General features: G+C 35.1%; 14 protein-coding genes. 9 read left to right on the top strand and 5 right to left on the bottom strand.

Features of this window, described 5'->3' with window-relative positions:
- Window positions 1–2 precede the first annotated feature (2 nt).
- The 4 genes from ICJ84_RS15410 to ICJ84_RS15395 form a co-directional block, all read right to left on the bottom strand.
- The gene (locus tag ICJ84_RS15410; RefSeq protein WP_188217311.1) at window positions 3–485 is read right to left on the bottom strand and encodes an IPExxxVDY family protein; all 483 of its coding nucleotides are present in this window, start codon (window positions 483–485) and stop codon (window positions 3–5) included.
- Window positions 486–604: 119 nt separating this feature from the next.
- Complete coding sequence (gene rnc, locus ICJ84_RS15405) at window positions 605–1,345, bottom strand: ribonuclease III (RefSeq protein ID WP_188217310.1); 741 nt, start codon at window positions 1,343–1,345, stop codon at window positions 605–607.
- Window positions 1,346–1,352: 7 nt separating this feature from the next.
- The gene (gene fabF / locus ICJ84_RS15400; RefSeq protein WP_188217309.1) at window positions 1,353–2,603 is read right to left on the bottom strand and encodes a beta-ketoacyl-ACP synthase II; all 1,251 of its coding nucleotides are present in this window, start codon (window positions 2,601–2,603) and stop codon (window positions 1,353–1,355) included.
- A 12-nt stretch (window positions 2,604–2,615) separates the two neighbouring features.
- Window positions 2,616–2,849, bottom strand: a complete 234-nt coding sequence (locus ICJ84_RS15395) for an acyl carrier protein (RefSeq protein ID WP_008269813.1) — start codon at window positions 2,847–2,849, stop codon at window positions 2,616–2,618.
- Window positions 2,850–3,123: 274 nt separating this feature from the next.
- Between ICJ84_RS15395 and purN the strand changes: the two genes are divergently transcribed.
- The 4 genes from purN (at window position 3,124) to ICJ84_RS15375 (ending at window position 7,333) form a co-directional block, all read left to right on the top strand.
- Window positions 3,124–3,696: a phosphoribosylglycinamide formyltransferase gene (gene purN, locus ICJ84_RS15390; protein ID WP_188217308.1), complete on the top strand. Its 573-nt coding sequence runs from the start codon at window positions 3,124–3,126 to the stop codon at window positions 3,694–3,696.
- Between the two features lie 34 nt (window positions 3,697–3,730).
- Window positions 3,731–4,372, top strand: coding sequence for a ribonuclease H1 domain-containing protein (locus ICJ84_RS15385; protein ID WP_188217307.1), 642 nt, complete (start codon window positions 3,731–3,733; stop codon window positions 4,370–4,372).
- Window positions 4,373–4,426: 54 nt separating this feature from the next.
- On the top strand, window positions 4,427–5,353 hold the full coding sequence (locus ICJ84_RS15380; protein ID WP_188217306.1) for a PfkB family carbohydrate kinase: 927 nt from the start codon (window positions 4,427–4,429) through the stop codon (window positions 5,351–5,353).
- A gap of 81 nt (window positions 5,354–5,434) precedes the next feature.
- Window positions 5,435–7,333 (top strand): amidophosphoribosyltransferase, encoded by a 1,899-nt coding sequence (locus tag ICJ84_RS15375; protein ID WP_188217305.1) that lies wholly within the window; start codon window positions 5,435–5,437, stop codon window positions 7,331–7,333.
- Between the two features lie 712 nt (window positions 7,334–8,045).
- On the opposite strand, the gene ICJ84_RS15370 is transcribed toward ICJ84_RS15375, so the two are convergent.
- A complete protein-coding gene (locus tag ICJ84_RS15370) occupies window positions 8,046–8,654 on the bottom strand; it encodes a superoxide dismutase (RefSeq protein WP_188217304.1) in 609 nt (202 codons plus the stop codon).
- Window positions 8,655–8,781: 127 nt separating this feature from the next.
- On the opposite strand from ICJ84_RS15370, the gene ICJ84_RS15365 reads away from it, so the two are divergent.
- The 5 genes from ICJ84_RS15365 (at window position 8,782) to ICJ84_RS15345 (ending at window position 18,565) form a co-directional block, all read left to right on the top strand.
- Window positions 8,782–11,913 (top strand): UvrD-helicase domain-containing protein, encoded by a 3,132-nt coding sequence (locus ICJ84_RS15365; RefSeq protein WP_188217303.1) that lies wholly within the window; start codon window positions 8,782–8,784, stop codon window positions 11,911–11,913.
- A gap of 135 nt (window positions 11,914–12,048) precedes the next feature.
- Window positions 12,049–13,356: an OmpA family protein gene (locus ICJ84_RS15360; protein WP_194408574.1), complete on the top strand. Its 1,308-nt coding sequence runs from the start codon at window positions 12,049–12,051 to the stop codon at window positions 13,354–13,356.
- Window positions 13,357–13,482: 126 nt separating this feature from the next.
- Window positions 13,483–14,874: an OmpA family protein gene (locus ICJ84_RS15355; RefSeq protein ID WP_188217302.1), complete on the top strand. Its 1,392-nt coding sequence runs from the start codon at window positions 13,483–13,485 to the stop codon at window positions 14,872–14,874.
- A 79-nt stretch (window positions 14,875–14,953) separates the two neighbouring features.
- Entirely contained in the window at window positions 14,954–17,722 is a 2,769-nt protein-coding gene (locus ICJ84_RS15350; RefSeq protein ID WP_188217301.1) for a PD-(D/E)XK nuclease family protein, read from the top strand.
- Window positions 17,723–18,565, top strand: coding sequence for an alpha/beta hydrolase family protein (locus ICJ84_RS15345; RefSeq protein WP_188217300.1), 843 nt, complete (start codon window positions 17,723–17,725; stop codon window positions 18,563–18,565).

The following is an 18,565-nucleotide window of genomic DNA, read 5'->3' as shown; positions in this document are numbered from 1 at the left end:
AGCTAAAAAATTAAATTTTCTTTTGATTTCAATTTATTAATATCAACACTAAAGGCAGTTGCTACTTTAGGAATGCTTAATATACTTTGCAGTATATATTTCTCCTTATTTGTACTAAACTCGTTATCTATTTTTAAAAAATAATTAACGGCCCTGTGTTCTGGTATTAAATGCGATATTCTTGTTATCTTTTCCTGTAAATCGAACAACGACTTACCTGTGTTTGGTTGATGAACTTCTGTTTTACATGTATTGGAAACCAAATTCCATGTGGTTAACTGTTTTTCATCTTTCCATTCGAAAATAGAATAGGCTGACTGGTCTACATTTACATCAATGTCGGCTTGTTTTCGAGCCAGACTAATTCCTAAATGTTTGTTTAAAAGATAAGCTAAACGATAATCGTCAATGGAACAATGAATGGCAATTAAAGTATGTGACACTTCATCAAAAACATCATCGAGAATAAGTTTGTGAACAGCCATAACTTATATTAAACGTTGTAAATATAGTATTTATAAACATTCAATTGTTATAAGATTCTATTAATATTTAGAAGATTTTTAACTAAAACGTTGTAGTTAATAGCTTTGTTCGATAAGTTTTACTGCATTTTTGATATTTTACTTTGAAACACAAAAAAAGCACGTTTCGAAGCTTTTTCTTCAGCTTTTTTCTTTGAAGTTGCTCTGGCTTTTGCCACCACTTTATTGTCTATAGACAATTTTACAGAGAAGTGTTTGATCTCGTCGATACCGGTATCATCATAAACATTATAATTAAATGTTTTCTTCTCTTTTTGACACCATTCGATAAGTAAACTTTTATAACTAATCACTTTGCCTTCCAGACGTTCGATATCGACATAAGGAATGATAATGCGATCGTAAATGAATTTTTCACAGTACTTATACCCTCGATCCAGAAAAATAGCACCAACTAAGGCTTCAAATAAATTTCCGTGAATATTATCTCCGAATTGTCCCGGCGGAATTTTACTCTCAACCAAATCAATCAGTCTTAATTCCTTACCTAATTCGTTAAGATGCTCTCTACTTACTACTTTAGAGCGCATCTTTGTCAAGTAGCCTTCATCACCGCTAGGTACTTCTAAATATAAATGAGAGGCAATAACAGCACTTAACATGGCATCACCTAAAAACTCAAGACGTTCGTAATTAACAGCATTGCCTTTGCTGTCTTTAATGTTCATGGAACGATGCGTGAATGCCTTTTTGAAGTATCTTAATTCTTTAGGTTTAAACCCAAGAATATTATGTAGCTTCATAAAAAAATTCCCGTTGCGTTTAAAACGGGAATTTAATATGTTACGAATGTTTTTCATTCGGGATTTAGTCTAATTTCTTGAATAATACACAAGCGTTATGTCCGCCAAATCCAAATGTATTACTCATAGCCACTTTAATGTCTCGCTTTTGAGCCTTGTTCAAAGTTAAATTTAATTCCGGATCAATATTTTCGTCTACCGTTGTATGGTTTATGGTTGGCGGTACAATACCGTTTTCCATAGCCAAAATAGCCGAAATAGCTTCAATAGCTCCCGCAGCACCCAATAAATGCCCGGTCATTGATTTTGTTGAATTAATATTTATGTGTTTTGCATGATCGCCAAACACCTCTGAAATTGCTTTAAGTTCTGCAACGTCTCCTAGTGGTGTAGATGTTCCATGTGTATTAATATGGTCTACGTCTTCAGGATTTAGGCCTGCATTCTCTAAACAATTTTTCATTACGGCTACTACGCCTTTTCCATCCGGATGTGGTGCCGTCATGTGGTAAGCATCAGAAGATAAACCTCCACCTATAAATTCTGCATAAATTTTTGCACCTCTTGCTTTTGCGTGCTCATATTCTTCCAGAACCAGTGCTCCTGCACCTTCACCTAATACAAAACCGTCTCTTGTGCCGTCAAACGGACGAGAGGCTGTTTCAGGGCTTTCGTTTCTAGTTGATAAGGCATGCATCGCATTGAACCCTCCCATTCCTGCAATTGTTACTGCTGCTTCACTTCCTCCGGTAACAACTACATCACAATGTCCTAAACGAATCGTGTTTAAAGCATCGAACATAGCGTTTGCTGAAGAAGCACAGGCTGAAACCGTAGTATAGTTAGGCCCCATAAATCCATGTTTAATAGAAATATTTCCTGGTGCAATATCTGCAATCATTTTAGGAATAAAGAACGGATTGAATCTTGGCGTACCGTCACCTTTCGCAAAATTTAAAACCTCTTCTTGGAAGGTCTCAAGACCTCCAATACCAGCACCCCATATAACCCCAACACGTAGTTTGTTTACTCTGTCTAAGTCTAAATTCGCATCTGCAATAGCTTCATCTGAAGCAACCATAGCATACTGCGTAAACTTATCCATTCTACCTGCCAGCTTACGGTCTATAAAGTCTGTTGCGTTAAAGTTTTTCAACTCACAAGCAAACTTGGTTTTAAACTTTTCGGTATCAAAATAGGTTATAGGCGCAGCACCACTTTTACCACTGATTAAGGCATCCCAATATTCATCTTTGGTATTCCCTATCGGTGTTAAAGCGCCCAATCCTGTGACTACAACTCGCTTTAATTCCATAAAGTACTTGGCTTATTTTGCTTCTTCGATATATGATATAGCTTGACCTACTGTTGCAATGTTCTCTGCTTGGTCGTCTGGAATCTGGATATCGAATTCTTTTTCGAACTCCATGATTAATTCTACAGTATCTAAAGAGTCTGCTCCTAAATCGTTAGTGAAGCTTGCTTCAGTTACAACTTCGTTTTCATCAACTCCTAATTTGTCTACGATAATCGCTTTTACTCTTGATGCAATGTCTGACATAATCTTTTAATTTTAAGTTTTAATTAGTTGGCAAAAATAAAAAACTTTATTTTTATAACACACCTTTAGTATTAAAAAAGTGTTTCTAATTTACTAAATTCATTTTAAGAATTTGAATTTAACCCATTAATTGTTAATAATTATTCTTTTTTTTGCCGAATAAACATAACAGTATAGGCCTTTAGGTGAAAAACGCTTGAATATTTATACGAAGTATTCTTTTTAATTTTACAACGAATTTCACCTAAAAATAACTTAAAATAATAAGCAGCAAATGAAACGTATTGTCATTTTTGCGTCAGGAAGTGGTTCTAATGCAGAGAATTTAGTCGAATATTTCAACAAAAGCAACGTCGCTTCGGTTGTTCAAATTCTTACAAATAATCCTCAAGCCAAAGTTTTAGATCGTGCCAAACGATTAAAAGTAAGCGCACTCTCATTTAACAAAATCGCTTTAACCGAATCAAACGACGTTTTAAATCTTTTACACGCCACAAAACCAGATTTAATTGTGCTAGCAGGCTTTTTATGGAAATTCCCTGAATCTATTATTAATGAATACCCAAACAAAGTCATCAATGTACACCCGGCATTATTACCTAAATTTGGAGGGAAAGGCATGTATGGGATGAATGTGCATCAGGCTGTAGTTGAGCATAAAGAAACCGAAACCGGTATTACCATTCATTATGTTAATGAAAACTACGACGAAGGCGCAATTATTTTCCAGGCTAAATGCAATGTAACTCCAAATGATACTGCCGAAGATGTTGCTGCTAAAATTCACGAACTGGAAATGGAACACTTCCCTAAAGTGGTAGAACAATTATTATTAAAACAAGACTAACAGCTATATAACAGTAAGCCCTGCGTATTATACCATGTCTAAAAAAAAGAAAAAATACTATACGGTTTGGAAAGGACACAACGTCGGTGTTTTTGAAACATGGAACGACTGTAAGGCTCAAATAACCAATTACGAAGGTGCACAATACAAATCGTTTGAAACGTTTGAAGCTGCCAAAAAGGCTTTAAACGGAAACTACAACGACTATATAGGTAAGAACAAATCATTCACCAGTACTCTATCTGCAGAGCAGCTAAAAAAAATTGGACAGCCTAATTATAATTCCATTTCAGTCGATGCCGCTTCTAGCGGAAATCCGGGTGTTATGGAGTATCGTGGTGTCGACACCAAAACCAAACAACAACTCTTTATTCAAGGGCCTTTTCAGGAAGGCACGAATAATATAGGTGAATTTTTAGCCATTGTTCACGGCCTTGCACTCCTTAAAAAGAAAAACAGCAACCGTATAATTTACACCGACTCAAAGACCGCAATAAGCTGGGTTAAGAAGAAAACCTGCAACACCAAATTAGAACGCAACGAAAAAAATAAAGACCTTTTTGAATTGGTAGACCGTGCGGTTAACTGGCTAAAGACCAATACCTACACAACAACCATCGTAAAATGGGAAACAAAAGCTTGGGGTGAAATTCCAGCAGATTTTGGACGAAAATAAATTCGTTTTTTAGCACTTAAAAGACGTATATTTGCACCAAAATTAAAAACCTTTATGGGTAAATTAGTAATTGTTGGCACAGTAGCCTTTGATGCTATTGAAACGCCGTTCGGGAAAACCGACAAAATACTTGGTGGTGCAGCCACTTTTATTGGATTATCTGCTTCACATTTTAACGTAGACGCCGCAGCTGTATCGGTTGTTGGTGGCGATTTTCCTCAGGAATATTTAGACTTATTATCAAGTAAAAATATTGATATCTCAGGAATTGAAATCGTTAAAGACGGAAAAACATTTTTCTGGAGCGGTCGTTACCACAACGACATGAACAGCCGTGACACCTTAGTTACCGAGCTTAACACCTTAACCGATTTCAACCCTGTTGTTCCTCAAGATTATAAAAATGCTGATGTCGTGATGTTAGGAAATCTTCATCCTATCGTCCAACTAAGTGTTTTAGAACAAATGGAAGAAAAACCTAAACTGGTCATTCTAGATACTATGAATTTCTGGATGGACTGTGCTTTAGACGATTTACATAAGGTGATTAAGAAAATTGATGTTATTACCATTAACGATGAAGAAGCCAGACAATTAACTGGAGAATATTCTCTATTAGTTGCTGCCAGAAAAATTCAGGAAATGGGACCTAAATATGTTGTGATTAAAAAAGGAGAACACGGTGCTTTATTGTTTAATAACGATAACGTATTCTATGCTCCGGCTTTACCACTTGAAGAAGTTTTCGATCCAACCGGTGCCGGAGACACCTTTGCTGGAGGTTTTGCTGGATATATTGCAAAAACAGGTGACACCTCTTTCGAAAACATGAAGAATGCTGTAATTTACGGTTCTACTTTAGCCTCGTTCTGTGTTGAAAAATTCGGAACCGAACGTATGCAGAACTTAAGTGAAGGTGAAGTCCATAAGCGCTTGTTACAGTTTAAACAGTTAACACAATTTGAAATAGAATTAGCATAAAACCGCGCGCTCGAATTTGAGCGCGTTTTTAATTATAAACGTTAATATTTACGCAAAAGCGATAAACACAATAGATCCAAAATGAGTGATGCTTTAAAACACGAATGTGGAATAGCCATGGTTAGGTTATTAAAACCACTAGAGTACTACAAAGAAAAATACGGAAGTGCATTTTACGGAGTCAACAAAATGTACCTTATGATGGAAAAACAGCACAACCGTGGTCAAGACGGTGCTGGTTTTGCAAGTATCAAACTAGACATGAAGCCTGGTGAACGTTACATTAGTAGAGTACGTTCTATTGCACAACAGCCTATTCAGGATATTTTTGCTCAAATTAACGATCGTATCAATACCGAGCTTTCAGCACATCCGGAATACGCTAACGACGTTGCAGCACAGAAAAAGAACATTCCATACATTGGTGAAGTTTTATTAGGTCACGTTCGTTACGGAACTTTTGGTAAAAACAGTGTAGAAAGTGTTCACCCGTTTTTAAGACAAAACAACTGGATGCACAGAAACTTAATTATGGCGGGTAACTTTAACATGACGAATGTTAAAGAGTTATTCGGAAATTTAATTGAGTTAGGTCAGCACCCAAAAGAATACACCGACACTATTACTATAATGGAGAAAATCGGTCATTTCTTAGACGATGCCGTTGCTAAAGTATACAAAGACCTTAAAAAAGAGGGATACAACAAAAGAGATGCCTCTCCACAAATTGCAGAACGTTTAAAAGTTGGTAAAATATTAAAACGTGCAGCAAAAAACTGGGATGGTGGTTATGCTATGGCTGGTCTTATTGGTCATGGGGATGCCTTCGTTTTACGTGATCCTGCAGGTATCCGTCCAGCCTATTACTACCAGGACGATGAAGTTGTAGTAATCGCTTCAGAGCGTCCGGTAATTCAAACGGTTTTCAACGTAAAGTTTGATGACGTTCATGAATTAGATCCTGGAAAAGCTATCATCATTAAAAAATCTGGTGAAGTTCGTTTCAAACAAATTTTAGAGCCTTTAGAAAGAAAATCATGTTCTTTTGAGCGTATTTATTTCTCAAGAGGAAGTGATGCCGAAATTTATCAGGAACGTAAAAAATTAGGAAACTTGGTAATGCCTAAGGTTCTTGAATCTATTAATTACGATATTAAGAATACGGTTTTCTCATTCATACCAAATACTGCTGAAACCTCTTTTTACGGGATGATAGACTCGGCAGATTTATATTTAAATGAAAAGAAAACAGCAGCCATTTTAGAAGGACAACATTCGCTTTCTTCTGAAAAAATCAAGGAAATCTTATCTCAGCATATTCGTGTTGAAAAAATCGCTATTAAAGATGCAAAACTTAGAACGTTTATCACGGAAGATAGCAGCCGTGACGATTTAGTAGCGCACGTTTACGACATTACTTACGGTGTAATTAAGCCAGAAGACAACTTGGTTATTATTGACGATAGTATAGTTCGCGGAACCACACTTAAGAAAAGTATCTTAAGAATGTTAGACCGTTTAGGACCAAAACGCATTGTCGTTGTATCGTCTGCCCCACAAATTAGATATCCTGACTGTTACGGTATCGATATGGCTAACTTAGAAAGTTTAATAGCCTTTAGAGCAGCCTTGGAATTATTAAAAGAAAACGGTCAATACCATATTGTTGAAGAGGTTTACAACAAGTGTATAGAGCAAACCGAGCTAGCAGATAAGTACGTACAGAACTTTGTTAAAGAAATATACGATCCGTTTACAGACGAACAAATTTCTGATAAAATTGCTGAGCTTTTAAGTCCGGATAATATTAATGCTGATGTAAAAATCATCTTCCAACCGGTAGAAAATTTACATGAAGCTTGTCCGAAAAACTCAGGTGATTGGTATTTTACAGGCGATTATCCAACTGTTGGAGGTAACCGTGTTGTGAACCGAGCATTTATTAATTTTTACGAAGGTAATAAAGAACGTGCTTATTAATTAAGCACTTCTTAATTGAGATCGCCTGAAAATGCATAAATCTCATTTTATCTAAGATAAAATACATTTTGCCTGAAAAAAATGCACTTTATCTAATAAATAATATAATTACCTGAATTACGTATACATTCGTAAGACCATAACATAAGTAGGTTAAGTTCATGGTAGATTTGGGGCAAAAAAAGGTGAACTTCTGTTCGCCTTTTTTTATGCGTTTCAGGTATTTCTCTTCGTTACTCAAAAAAGCTTAAAAATCTTACCTAAATGCCTTTAAACCAAATTTTTGGCTGTTCAACTAAAATATTTTACCACAATATTATGCTGCTATATATTTGCTGAACCATAACATAAGTAGGTTAAGTTCATGGTAGATTTGGGGCAAAGAAAGGTGAACTTCTGTTCGCCTTTTTTTATACACTTTAGTTTCCTAATTATGAGAAACTTCACAAAAACTAAAAATTAAGCATATTCGCTTAAGCCAAATTATTGGTAGTTCAACCAAAATATTTTATCACAATTTTTTACCGCAATATATTTACCTTACCATAACATAAGTAGGTTAAGTTTATGGTAGATTTGGGGCAAAAAGGTGGACATTCTGTCCGCCTTTTTCATTTAATACAAATACACTTTAAATATTCGAAAAAATGAAGTATAAAAAAATCGCCTAGATTTCTCCAAGCGATTTCTTACTATACTTTAATAAAACTAATTACTTAGCTTCAGCGTAACGTCTTTCAACTTCATTCCAGTTTACTACTTTAAAGAACGCATCGATATAATCTGGACGACGGTTTTGGTAGTTTAAATAATAAGCGTGTTCCCAAACATCAAGACCTAAAATTGGAGTTGCTCCGCAACCAATTCCTGGCATTAATGGGTTATCTTGATTCGCTGTAGAACAGATCTCTACTTTTCCTCCTTTATGAACACATAACCATGCCCAACCAGATCCGAAACGTGTAGCAGCTGCCTTACTGAATGCTTCAACAAATGCATCTTTGGAACCAAATTCTGCCTCAATAGCATCTTTTAATTCTCCTGATAAATATCCTCTATCTTCTGGGTTCATTACCGACCAGAATAAAGAGTGGTTAAAATATCCACCACCATTGTTTCTAACAGCAGCATTATCTAAATCTAAATTAGTAAGAATCTCTTCAACAGATTTTCCTTCTAAATCAGTACCTGCGATTGCAGCATTGAAATTATTTGTATATCCTTGGTGGTGCTTAGAATGGTGAATCTCCATAGTGCGTGCATCAATGTGCGGCTCTAAAGCATCGTAAGCATAACCTAATTCAGGTAATTCGAAAGCCATAATTTTTTTGTTTTAACTATTAATAAATATTTTAAGTTCAAATTTACACATAAATGCCCTCAATTAAAAATAATAAATCGTTATGATATGATTGATAGTTTTTATCTTGTGTTCAAATTTCAAATTCATGCTGCAAACCCCACCATTTATAATATATAACGCTTCGGCTGGAAGTGGTAAAACCTTCACTTTGGTTAAAGAATATCTAAAAATTTTATTCAGTTCTGACACTTCAGATCAGTTTAAACGCATTTTAGCCATCACGTTTACCAATAAAGCGGTTGCCGAAATGAAAGAGCGTATTATTGAGGTGTTAAAGCAATTTTCTGAACCTGAAATTCTGGAAAAGCCAAACACTATGTTTGAGTTCATTAGTAAAGATTTGAATATGCCGCCTGAAAAAGTTCACGAAAAATCTATTAAATTACTAAATACCATCATTCATAATTATGCCGCTTTCGATATATCGACGATTGATGGTTTTACTCATAAACTAATAAGAACTTTTGCTTACGACTTAAAACTGCCTATTAATTTTGAAGTAGAACTCGACCAGGATTCCTTATTAAATCAGGCCGTAGATAGCCTTATTGCTAAAGCCGGAAGCGATAAAGCCCTGACCAAGGTTTTAGTTGATTTCGCCATTGAAAAAGCCGATGACGATAAAAGTTTTGACATTGCCTTCGATTTTAATAAAATTGCCAAATTACTGGTTAACGAGAACGATATTCCGTTTATTGAAACCTTAAAATCAAAGACTCTATCTGATTTCAACTCACTTAAAACACAGTTAAAAACAGATATAAAAACCACAGAAACAGCCATTATTGAAGCCGCTCAAGATACTTTAGATTTAATAGAGAGTGTTGGTTTAGAGTTTAGTGACTTTTCAAGTAGTTATCTTCCGAAACATTTCATGAAAATCAGTGAAGGTAATTTTGATGTGTCTTTTGTACCAAAGTGGCAGGACAATATAGATAACGGTACGCTTTATCCTAAAAAGGTGAGCAGTGATGTTGCTTCAACCATTGAATCCATTCAACCGCAAATCGCATCAGCTTTCAATTTAACCAAGCAAGGCATTTTTCACGTTAAATTTTTAAAAGCCTTTTATAAAAATATCACGCCTTTATCAGTTTTAAATGCGATTAATAAGGAATTAAAAGCGCTGAAACTAGACCAAAACAAAATGCTGATTTCAGAATTTAACACCATTATTAGTCAGGAAATCAGCAACCAACCAACACCTTTCGTTTACGAGCGTATTGGCGAAAAATTCAACCATTATTTTATTGACGAGTTTCAGGATACTTCGGTGATGCAGTGGCAGAATTTAATTCCGTTGTTAGACAGCTCTCTATCTGCCGATAAAGGAACCACCATGCTAGTAGGAGACGCCAAACAAGCCATTTACCGCTGGCGAGGTGGAAAAGCCGAACAATTTATTGATTTGTTTGTAGATAAAAATCCATTTCATGTTGGAAAGGATTTAAAGAATCTTCCTGCAAACTTTAGAAGTTTTAAAGAAGTGGTCGATTTTAATAACAAATTTTTTAGCTTTTTAGCACAACAGGTCTTTAGCAATAACACCTATAAAAACCTTTACGAAAAAGCGCATCAGAACATTAATAAAACTGAAAGCGGTTATGTAGAGCTCTCGTTCTTAGATTTCGATAAAGACGACGACCGAGACGAGCAGTTTTGCGAACAGGTTTTAAAAACCATTAATCGTTGCCTTGAAAACAACTTTAAACTGGAAGATATTTGTATTTTGGTTAGAAAGAAAAAAGAGGGTGTTGCTGTGGCTAATTATTTAAGTCAGTTTAATATTCCTATCATTTCTTCAGAAACTCTATTGATTAACAATGCTCCGGAAGTTGTTTTTTTAAATAATCTTTTAAAACTCTTAATTCAACCGAAAAATAACGAGGTTAAAATTGCGGTATTAACCTATCTGGCAGACTTATTTAATGTAGAAAACAAACACGAATTCTTCAGCGAACATTTAAGTTTACCGTTGCAGGAATTCTTTAAAAGTTTTGAAAACTATAATATTTATGTAAATAGTCCATATTTGCTTCAACTGCCACTTTACGACTTAACTGAAACTTTGGTAAGAAGTTTTCATCTGGTTGAAAATTCAAATGCTTATATTCAGTTTTATTTAGATATTGTTCTGGACTTTTCTCATAAAAAAGGCTCAGATATAAGTGGGTTTTTAGATTATTTCGATTCAAAAAAGGAATCGCTAAGCATTGTTTCACCCAAAGGTCAGGATGCTGTTCAAATCATGACCATTCATAAATCTAAAGGGCTGGAATTCCCTGTGGTAATATTTCCTTATGCCGATTTAGATATCTATCGAGAAATTGAACCTAAAGAATGGTTTCCTATTAACGATGAAATGTATCAAGGTTTTTCACATACCTTGTTGAATTTCAACAAGGATTTTGAATATTACGGAGATGTAGGTTTAAATATTTATACCAACCATCGATCGGAACAGGAACTGGACAATATTAATCTACTATATGTAGCCCTAACACGTCCTGTGGAACACCTCTATATTATTTCAACGAAAGACCTTAACACTAAGGGAGAAGTGAATAGCAATAAATACTCCGGATTATTCATTAATTACCTTCAACATCTTGGACTTTGGAATAATAACCAAGAAACTTATAGCTTCGGAATAGCTGAAAAAACAAATGAGCATAAAAAAATAGCTGAAGGCATGATAACGGCAAACGAATTTATCTCAACTGCTAAAGAAGACCATAACATCAAAGTCGTAACAAAATCTGGAATGCTTTGGGACACCAATCAAGAAGAAGCTATCGAAAGAGGGAATCTGATTCACAACATTATGGCGGAAATTATTTCTAAAAACGACGTCGATTTTGCTATAAGCGAATTCTTAACCACTGGAACAATAAGTCAAAACCAAGCTAGCCGACTAAAAGAGACCATTCATAAAATTGTAACTCATCCAAAACTCGAAATATATTATCATGCCGACAATACAGTCTATAATGAACGTGATATCATCTCTAAAGAAGGTATGATTTTAAGACCAGACCGCATCATTTTATTTCCTGATAATCAATCTGTAATCATTGATTACAAAACCGGAATGGAAGACAAAAAACACGTACAACAATTACAAACTTATGAGGATGTTTTAAATGAAATGAACATTTCTGTACTAAAAAAAATCTTGATTTATACGAACGAAGACGTCTCAATTAGAGAAGTCTAATTCCTACATCACGAACAAAAATTACACTTCATGCGATTTTTTTGCACTTAATCGAAAAAAAGCGATTCATGTTTCAGAAAGTTTATAAAGCTTTAAATTTGCTGGCTTAAAAAATTGTTCAAACAAATCTGACACATGAAAAAAATTATTTTATTTTTCGCTTTAGTTGTTGTAGGTCTAAGCACCCTACAAGCACAAGATGCTAATAACCGTTGGTTAATTGGTATAGGTGTTAATGCTGTGGATACCTATCCTACAAATGTTGGTGATACTCACTTCCCAGGACAAAGCTGGTGGACAGACGAATATTTCAATGCTACCGACCACTGGAATATCGCACCTTACCCATCTTCTTTAACAGTTTCTCGTTACTTAGGTGGAAATTTCTCTTTTGGAGTTTTTGGTTCTGTTAACAAAATAACTAAAGTTGGAGATGCTTCTACTTATTTAGGAAAACAAATCGACGATTTCTCATACTATGGTGTTGATGGGTTCTTCAAATATAGCTTCGCTACCACAGGACGCTTAGAGCCTTTCTTAAAAATTGGAGGAGGTTACTCTTGGATTGATACAGTTGGTGCTGGAACTTTAAACGGTGGTGCTGGTTTTAACTGGTGGTTTACTAAAAAGAAAAATGTAGCATTAAACTTTCAATCAACTTACAAACACTCTTTCGAGGATTATTTAATTCCTCACTTTCAACACAACGTAGGTATCGCTTACAAATTTGGAGCTAAAGATACTGACAAAGATGGCATCAAAGACAATGATGATGCCTGTCCTGAAGTTGCTGGTTTACCAGAATTCAACGGTTGTCCTGATTCTGATGGTGACGGTGTTCAAGACAGTGAAGATGAGTGTCCTGAAGTTGCTGGTTTAAAAGAATTAAATGGTTGTCCTGATTCTGATGGTGACGGTGTTGCTGATAAAGACGATAGATGTCCAAATGCTGCTGGTTCTAAAGCATTAAACGGTTGTCCTGATTCTGATGGTGACGGTGTTGTTGATATCGATGATAAATGTCCAAATGAAGCAGGTCCTGCATCTAACAATGGCTGTCCTGAAGTAGTTGTAGATAACACTCAAGAATTGATCGATGCGTTAGCTAAAACTATTTTCTTTGAATTTGACAGTGCGAGATTAACTCCGGACAATCAAATTACTTTAAACAAAATTGCTGATTTAATCGAAAAAACAGACAAAACCTACAATTTAACTATTGAAGGTTATGCTGATAACGTTGGTGCTAAATCATACAACCAGACATTATCTGAGAAAAGAGCAAAAGCTGTTGCTGATTATTTAACTAGCACTGGTGTAACTCCTGCTAATGTTTCTACAGTTGGTTTTGGTGAAAACAATCCAGTTGCCGATAACAAAACTAAAGAAGGTAGAGCAGAAAACAGAAGAAGTGAGATTAAAATCACTTTGGTTTCAAAATAAAAAAACTTACATATTTTTTTTAAAAGCCTCATATTGTGAGGCTTTTTTTATTATATTTATTTTGTTAATAAATTTTAACAACTTAAATTTGTTTACGATTAACACTTAAAAATTAAACTTTTGAATATGAAAAATCTTAGCAGATTATTGTTCGCTATGTTGTTTGTGCTAGGCTACAGCAACATGAATGCGCAAGACAAAAACAATCCTTGGCAGATTACAATTGGTGCAAATGGCGTTGACGCTTATCCTTCTGGTGACGGCGTTGTGGGCAATGCACAGTTTGGAGAATCTATTTTCGACGAATATTTCAATGTCGACGATCACTGGAATATTTTGCCATCTTTATCTACAATCTCGGTTTCTAAGTATTTAGGCGGTGGTTTCTCTTTTGGAGTTGCCGGATCTTTAAACAAAATCGAAAAATGGGGTGATGTACCGGGGTCTGACCCTGAAGAAGTAAATGAAGTTGACGATTTATCATACTACGGTATAGATGGTACTATCAAATACAACTTCTTACAAGGAACAACAATTGACCCATTCGTTGGTGTAGGTGGTGGTTACACTTGGATTGATGAAATAGGAGCTGGAACTTTAAATGGAACTCTTGGTTTCAATATTTGGTTCAGCGAAAACATCGGTTTAACGTTACAATCATCTTACAAACACGCTTTCGAAGACTATTTACAGACACATTTCCAACACACTGCAGGTATCTCTATTAAATTTGGTGGTGCTGACAGCGATGGAGATGGTATCTACGATAAAGACGATGCTTGTCCTGAAGTTGCTGGTACTAAAGAGTTCAATGGATGTCCTGATACTGACGGTGATGGTATAGAAGACAGCAAAGACGATTGTCCAAACGAAGCTGGTTCAGCTGAAATGAACGGTTGTCCTGATACTGACGGCGATGGTATTGCTGATAAAGATGATAAATGTCCTACAGTTGCAGGTTTATCTTCACTAAACGGTTGTCCTGACGCTGACGGTGATGGTGTTACCGATGCTGAAGATAACTGTCCTAACGAAGCAGGTCCTGCATCTAACAACGGTTGTCCTTACGCTGATAGAGACGGTGATGGTGTATTAGATAAAGATGATTTATGTCCAGACAAAGTAGGTACCGTTGCTAACAATGGATGTCCTGAAGTAACTGAAGCTGTACAAAAAGCACTTAACGATTACGCTAAAACCATTTTATTCGATACTGGTAAGTCTTCAATTAAATCGCAATCAGCTCAAGTATTAAATGATATTGTTGCTATCTTAAAAGAGTACCCTAATTCGAAATTTACAGTTGAAGGACATACTGATAGTGTTGGTAGCGAGTCATTAAACCAAAAATTATCTGAATCTAGAGCTAATGCAGTTAAAGATTACTTAACTAGCAATGGTATTGACGGCGCTAGACTATCTGCTCAAGGTTACGGAGAGGCTAAGCCAATCGATTCTAACTCAACTGCTGCTGGTAGAGCTAACAACAGACGTGTTGAAATTAACTTAATAAAATAAGAAAACTAGACATTAGTTTTTAATAAATAAGTTTTATAAAAACGCTTCGGATATCCGAAGCGTTTTTTATTTTTATCCAATGACGACGTTTATTTTTGATGTTCTAAGAGATTTACAGGAAAACCACAGAAATCTTTCAGAATTAACCTTTGTTTTACCCAGCAAAAGAGCCGGGCTTTTTTTAAAACACCAACTTCATAAAGTTTGTCAACAAACTATTTTTGCTCCTGAAATTATCAGTATTGAAGAATTTGTTGAAGAATTATCAGGCTTAAAAACGGTTTCGAATACCGAATTACTCTTCGAATTCTATAATACCTATCTTCAGCTTTCAAAAAAAGAAGAAGCCGATTCTTTTGAAGTCTTTACGAAATGGGCACAAATTCTATTACAGGACTTTAACGAGATTGATCGTTATCATATTCCACAGAAAAAGATTTTCGACTATTTAATTGATATTAAAGAAATTGAGCATCATCATTGGTCACTTGAAGAAAATCAAACAGAATTCATCAAAAATTATTTAGCTTTTTGGAACAAACTTCATAGTTATTACAATCACTTTTCAGAAGCCTTAAAAGCTAAAAGCATAGGTTATCAGGGCTTATTGTATCGTGAAGCTGCAGATAGCATCACCAATTATATTGAAAATAATTCAGATAAACAACATGTCTTTTTAGGTTTTAATGCCTTAAACACGTGTGAAGAAACCATTATTCAGGCTTTGTTAAAACACAATTTAGCTGATATTTATTGGGATATTGATGCTAAATTTTTCAACAACACCTACCACGATGCCTCATTATTTACCAGACAGCATAAAAAAAACTGGACATATTTCAAGGAAAACGACTTTAAGTGGATTACAAATAATTACACTATAGAAAAAAACATTTCAACCTTTGCAATTCCGAAAAACATTGGACAAGCCAAATATATAGGTTCACTTTTAAAACAGTTACAACAGGATAATCCAGATTTAGAAAACACCGCAGTAGTTTTAGGAGATGAAGATTTATTGATTCCGGTATTAAATTCCATTCCCGATGGGATTAATGCCCTAAACATCACTATGGGATTTCCGTTAAAGTCCATTCCGTTAGCCTGGCTTTTTGAATCTTTATTCTATTTACACAAAGCATCGTCAATAACCTTTTATTACAAAGATGTCATCAACATCATTTCACACCAATTTATCAGACCTTTATTTTATATAAATGAAACCGATTATGCATCAAAACTGATTGAAACTATTGACGCGAACAACATCATTTATCTTACCACATCGCGCTTAAAAGAGATTGCAACCGAATCGAAAACAATAATTGACCTATTATTTTCAAATTGGGATGAATCCATTGAAACAGCGCTTAAAAATTGTTCTGAACTAATTATTCAGATTAAAAACCATCTCGATCAGGATAAAGATGCCAATTTACTGTCTCTAGAGTACCTGTATCGCTTTAACGAATTATTTAATGAGCTAGACAACCTCAATTCTAAATACAAGCACATAAACGATGTTTCCACGCTTTTTGGAATTTATAAAGAATTATTAAGTTCAGAAACCTTAGACTTTCAAGGGGAGCCTTTAAAAGGTTTACAGGTCATGGGAATGTTAGAATCACGCGTTTTAGATTTTGAAACCGTAATCATATCATCGGTGAACGAAGGTGTTTTGCCTTCCGGAAAGAGCAACAATTCGTTTATTCCATTCGATCTGAAAATAGAAAATAAGCTTCCTACATACAAAGAAAAAGATGCTGTTTACACCTATCACTTTTACCGCTTATTACAACGCGCTAAAAACGTATATATCCTCTACAACACTGAAGCCGATGTGCTAACCGGTGGTGAAAAAAGCCGTTTCATTACGCAGTTAGAACTGGAAGGGATTCATAATATCAACCATCAAATTCTGACTCCGAAAGTCCCTGTAATTAAGCCAAGTGAACAAACAGTTGAAAAAACAGAACAACTAATCAAGGACATAAAAGCTGTTGCCGAAAAAGGATTTTCACCTTCATCATTAACGTCATATATTAGAAATCCTATTGATTTCTATTATCAAAAGATATTAAAAATTAAAGAACATGACGACGTTGAAGAGACTGTTGCTGCCAACACCTTAGGAACCGTTGTTCACAATACACTTGAAGATTTCTATAAACCTTTGGAAGGCTCGTTTATTTCTGCTGAAATTATTAAAAATTTAAAAAATAAAATAGACGAACGCGTCACGTTTCATTTTAAAAATGAATACAAAGAAGGTGATATTACTAAAGGTAAAAACCTGATTATCTATGAAATTGCCAAACGCTTTGTTTCCAATTTTTTAGATTTTGAAATTAAGGACTTAAAAGCAGGAAACGAGATAAAAATCGTAGCTATTGAAGCCGATAATAAAGTAGAAATCACAGACATTCCTGAATTGAATTTCCCTGTTAAACTAGTAGGCAAGGTAGACCGCGTAGACGAATACAACGGCGTCATTCGAATTATAGATTACAAAACAGGTCGTGTAGACCAAAATCAGGTTGAAATTATAAACTGGGAAGACTTGACCTCCGATTATAAAAAATACAGTAAAAGTTTTCAGGTGTTAACTTATGCCTACATGATGCACCTCACTAATGAAATAAAGCTTCCTGTTGAAGCCGGGATTATTTCCTTTAAAAACCTAAGTGCTGGTGTCTTAAAATTCGCTAAAAAGGACAAACCGGGCTATGGCGCGAAAAAAGATGTACTAATAACTAATGAAACGCTTTATAATTTTAAGAATGAATTAAAAAATCTTATTTTAGAAATTTGCAACCCTAACATTCCGTTCACAGAAAAAGACGTCTAAATGCTAACCAAACAGCAAACCGTTATTGATGGTCAACATCAAAAGCCCATTTTTATTGATGCCACATTTACATCAACTAAAATCAATCAACCAATTATAATATTTTGTCATGGTTACAAAGGTTTTAAAGACTGGGGCGCCTGGAATTTAATGGCCAATGCTTTCGCGGAACAAGGGTTTTACTTCCTGAAATTCAACTTTTCACATAACGGCAGCACCATAGAACAACCTATAGACTTTCCTGACTTGCAAGCCTTCGGAAATAATAATTACACCAAAGAACTGGACGATTTAAACAGTGTTATAAACTGGGTTTATAATACTACCGAAATTCAACTGTTAGCTGACAAAAACAATATTTTTTTAATGGGTCATAGCCGTGGCGGGGGTATTACCTTAATTAAGGCAGAAGAAGACTCGAGAGTTAAAAAACTCATCAGTTTAGCCAGTGTATCTGATTTTAAAAGTAGAATGACAAGGCTTTGTGATGTAAACCAATGGAGAGAAGCAGGCGTAACCTTTATTGAAAACAGCAGAACCAAACAACAAATACCGCATTATTATCAATTTTACGAAGATTTTATAGCCAACCAAGAACGCTTCAATATTCAGCGTGCGGCTAAAAATCTAAACATACCACACCTTATCATGCATGGAGTTGCAGACACCAGTGTCTCTATTAAAGAATCTGAAAATATTCATAAATGGAATACAAATAGTAAATTTGTATCCATAGAAAATGCTGATCACGTTTTCGGCACCAAACACCCTTGGAACCACAAAGAACTACCACCGCAACTAAACACCGTAATTCAAGAAACTGTAAATTTTTTAAATGAATAA

Source organism: Aestuariibaculum suncheonense (genome assembly GCF_014596935.1).
Taxonomy (GTDB): Bacteria; Bacteroidota; Bacteroidia; order Flavobacteriales; family Flavobacteriaceae; genus Aestuariibaculum; species Aestuariibaculum suncheonense.
This window is presented reverse-complemented; position numbering and strand designations above follow the sequence as displayed.